The 3,319-nt window shown below is 38.7% G+C and carries 3 protein-coding genes and 1 pseudogene; all 4 read left to right on the top strand.

The features are described from left to right. Nucleotides 1–151, top strand: a pseudogene (locus AC1P5O_RS16280) (IS30 family transposase); the annotation flags it as partial. Nucleotides 152–208: 57 nt separating this feature from the next. Beyond that, on the top strand, nucleotides 209–1,348 hold the full coding sequence (locus AC1P5O_RS16275; RefSeq protein WP_086044867.1) for a catalase family protein: 1,140 nt from the start codon (nucleotides 209–211) through the stop codon (nucleotides 1,346–1,348). A 236-nt stretch (nucleotides 1,349–1,584) separates the two neighbouring features. Continuing rightward, nucleotides 1,585–2,724 (top strand): alpha/beta fold hydrolase, encoded by a 1,140-nt coding sequence (locus tag AC1P5O_RS16270; protein WP_318270639.1) that lies wholly within the window; start codon nucleotides 1,585–1,587, stop codon nucleotides 2,722–2,724. 229 nt (nucleotides 2,725–2,953) lie between these two features. Continuing rightward, nucleotides 2,954–3,271 carry an SOS response-associated peptidase family protein gene (locus AC1P5O_RS16265; protein WP_499006399.1) on the top strand — a complete coding sequence of 106 codons (318 nt, stop codon included), beginning with the start codon at nucleotides 2,954–2,956 and terminating at the stop codon, nucleotides 3,269–3,271. The last annotated feature ends 48 nt before the right edge of the window (nucleotides 3,272–3,319 follow it).

Raw genomic sequence — 3,319 nt, 5'->3', positions numbered from 1 at the left:
AAATCAGGCAGATCAGCATTATTTAAATCAAGTTGCCATGTCACTGAATACTCGTCCTAGAAAAGCGTTAGATTGGCTTACACCATTAGAGAAATTTGCTCAGCTTGTTGATTATCATAAGACTTTTCAAACTGTCGCACCTCATGTTTGAATTCGCCTAGGCTAAAAAATTAAAACTAACTCTAGCTTTATAGCAAGGAGAAAATTAATGTCTAACTTTATAAGACCTCTATGCTCGGGTCTAGTTTTCCCTTCTCTAATGGCAATAAGTATTTGTAGTACTGCATATGCTAATGCTTTCCCTATAACCTCTAACTCTTCAAAAGATAATATTCATCCCAATATAGATCATCATTTAAGTGAAAGTCTTTATGCTGATGAAGCAGCCATAGCTAAAAAAATCGCAGATATAATTGAGATATCTATTCGGAAAGAGTATTCCACAGGTATCGCGCTACGTGATGCCCATCCCAAAGCACACGGTTGCGTACGCGCAGAATTCAAAGTAGATGAAGCTCTTCCCAAAAACTTGGCTCAAGGTGTTTTTCTTCCGGGAAAAACATATCAAGCCTGGATTCGTTTCTCTAATGGGTCTAAAAATGCCCAACAAGCAGATATTAAAAAAGATGCCCGTGGCATGGCGATAAAACTTTTGGGAGTACCGGGAGAAAAGCTTTTAGATGATGAAACCTCTACTCAAGATTTCATTATGATCAATCATCCTGTCTTTTTTGTGAATGATCCAGTCCGATATATGTCATTTATGCAAGATATAAATAGCGATAGATTTTTCAATAAGCTCCATATTCCTTTTGCATTAGGAGCTAAAGGAACCTGGATTGCCTTAAATACGAGAAATAAAATTTCTAATCCTTTGCAAACTAGATATTGGTCTATGGTGCCCTATCAATTAGGAATAGGCACTGATCGTCAAGCTATAAAGTATTCAGCTCAAGCATGTTCGACAGTGACAGATCCTCTTCCACATGCTCCGCATCATAATTTTCTAAGAGAAAAATTGCGCAAACATTTGCAAAAAAGTGAAGCATGTATGGAGTTTCTGATACAGCCTAGAACATCAAACACCATGTCAGTCGAAGATTCCATGACTGAATGGCAAGAAAGTGAGGCGCCTTTCTATAAGGTCGCAACTATCCGCATTCCTCAGCAAGTTTTTGATACACCTGAACAAAACAAGTTTTGTGAAAATCTCTCTTTTACACCATGGCATACACTACCGGAGCACAAACCTCTGGGAGTAATAAACCGAATGCGAAAAGTGATTTATGATCGTATTAGTAAAGTTAGACATGATATGAATTCTACTCACAGATCAGAAGCACATTAAAATATAAGTGCTTATATGAAGCTATCAGCTAGACTAAAATAACCAGTTGTACTGCTCATTCGCCTTAACTTAAAAGCTTTAGTTTACAAACTTTGTGCAGAGTTAATTTAGAAACATAAATAAAGCTGCTACATTAAAAATGACATTATAAAAAGGAAAATGGTTCAGTGATGAAAATTAAATCTCCTATTATTCAATTGATCATGAGCTGTTTATGTTTAGGCTCAACATATATAATGGCCTCTCCTCCTCCACTTCCCGATAACAGTAAAATCCAAGCATCTCATATTTCGGAAAAAATACCGGGTACAATATTATCTATACAAGAACAAAATACCGATCTGTTTACGAATGCCTCACAACGTTTCTTAATCAATTATCGCAGTCGTGGCACAAAATCCGAGCCCATCGTCACTTCAGGCTATATCTTGTTACCTAAAGGCAAAGTCCCTAAAGATGGATGGCCTGTTCTGGCTTGGGCGCATGGTACAACTGGCGTTGCTGATACATGTGTACCCTCTGGCGATTATGTGGGTGGGCCAGTCCATGTCTATCAGCAAATCGCTGCTAAGGCATTGAATGCCTGGCTCGCTCGCGGCTATGCAGTTGTTGCACCTGATTATCAAGGTTTAGGCACTCCGGGCGGTCATCCTTATATGAATGCGCGAAGCCAGTTGCATACTGTCGTTGATGCTGTACGAGCGATCCACCATTTAAAGCCTTATAACTTTAGTAAAAATTGGTATGTTATGGGTCATAGTCAAGGAGGTGCAGCATCTCTTAAAGTTGCAGCGTCCGGTCAAAAAGATGCGCCTGAATTTGATCTTCGCGGGGCAATTGCACTGGCGCCAGGCGGTTATCAATATGAAGGAATCGCTGAATATGTTGCCAGCAATTCGCAAATCACGACTGATGTCGCCGCATTTTTTCCAATTGTACTTTTAGGAGCAGAAGCTGCAGACCCGATGCTTGCTCCAGCAAATTTAGTTAGCCCAGAAATGGGAGAAATTCTTAATCATGCACGGAGTCGCTGTTTGTCAGAATTACAGTCGGACCTAAAACAAGCACCTAAGACTGTCTTTAAATCAAATGTAAATCTGGCACCTTTGACAAATTATTTAAAAGAACAGTCTATTGAGAATATGAAACCGACTGTGCCAGTTCTGCTGGTACAAGGTGAGAAAGATCAACTGGTCGATTATCGTGGTACTTATGCTTACTACCAGCAGGTATGTACAAAGCAAAAATCTATCGTCTTCCATCTCGTCAAAAATGGAGATCATCGTGATTCCTTAAGACAGAGCGAATTTCTGATTGGAAACTTTATCAATTCAGTTGGACAAGGAAAAGCTTTGAGCACCTGCCCTACAAAATAACTTGGTGAGCTTTTGCATTTAATCATTAAAAACGCAAATATTTTAATCTTCATATTTATAGAATAGTCCTTTAAAGGAATACTATTCTATAAATATGAAGATAAACTAATGTTAATCCGTATTCTTACTTTGTGTTAAAACTACACTTACGCTTTCGAATTGTTTTGAGCCCATCATTTTTATACCTTAGTTCTTTAGCAGACAATAATTAGAATGAAAGAGGTTATTTATGTGCTCGAACTATGAATTCCCCTCAAAAAAACGTCTTTCCTTATTAGATATTCATGAAGAGCAACTCGAACTGGGCATGAAAACGCATATTTATCCTTTAGCACCCGCACCAATCATTATGCGTGGTGCTGACGAGTATGAGCTGGATATCGCACGTTTCGGACTGATTCCAACCTGGGCGAAAGAACTAAAATATGGCCGGCATACTTATAATGCACGGACAGAAACAGTAGCATCCTGTCAACGGCATTTTAAAATTGACCCCTTTTACCTTAAAAATGGCGAAGTAAAATTGACCCCTTTGATCTCGTATTAAGTTTCAACCTGCGGCTGAATCCCAATTCTTTTTTTATCCTTCAAACGA

The organism is Prolinoborus fasciculus, from assembly GCF_056724605.1.
The sequence above is the reverse complement of the archived record's forward strand: the minus strand, read 5'-3'. Positions and strand labels throughout refer to the sequence as shown.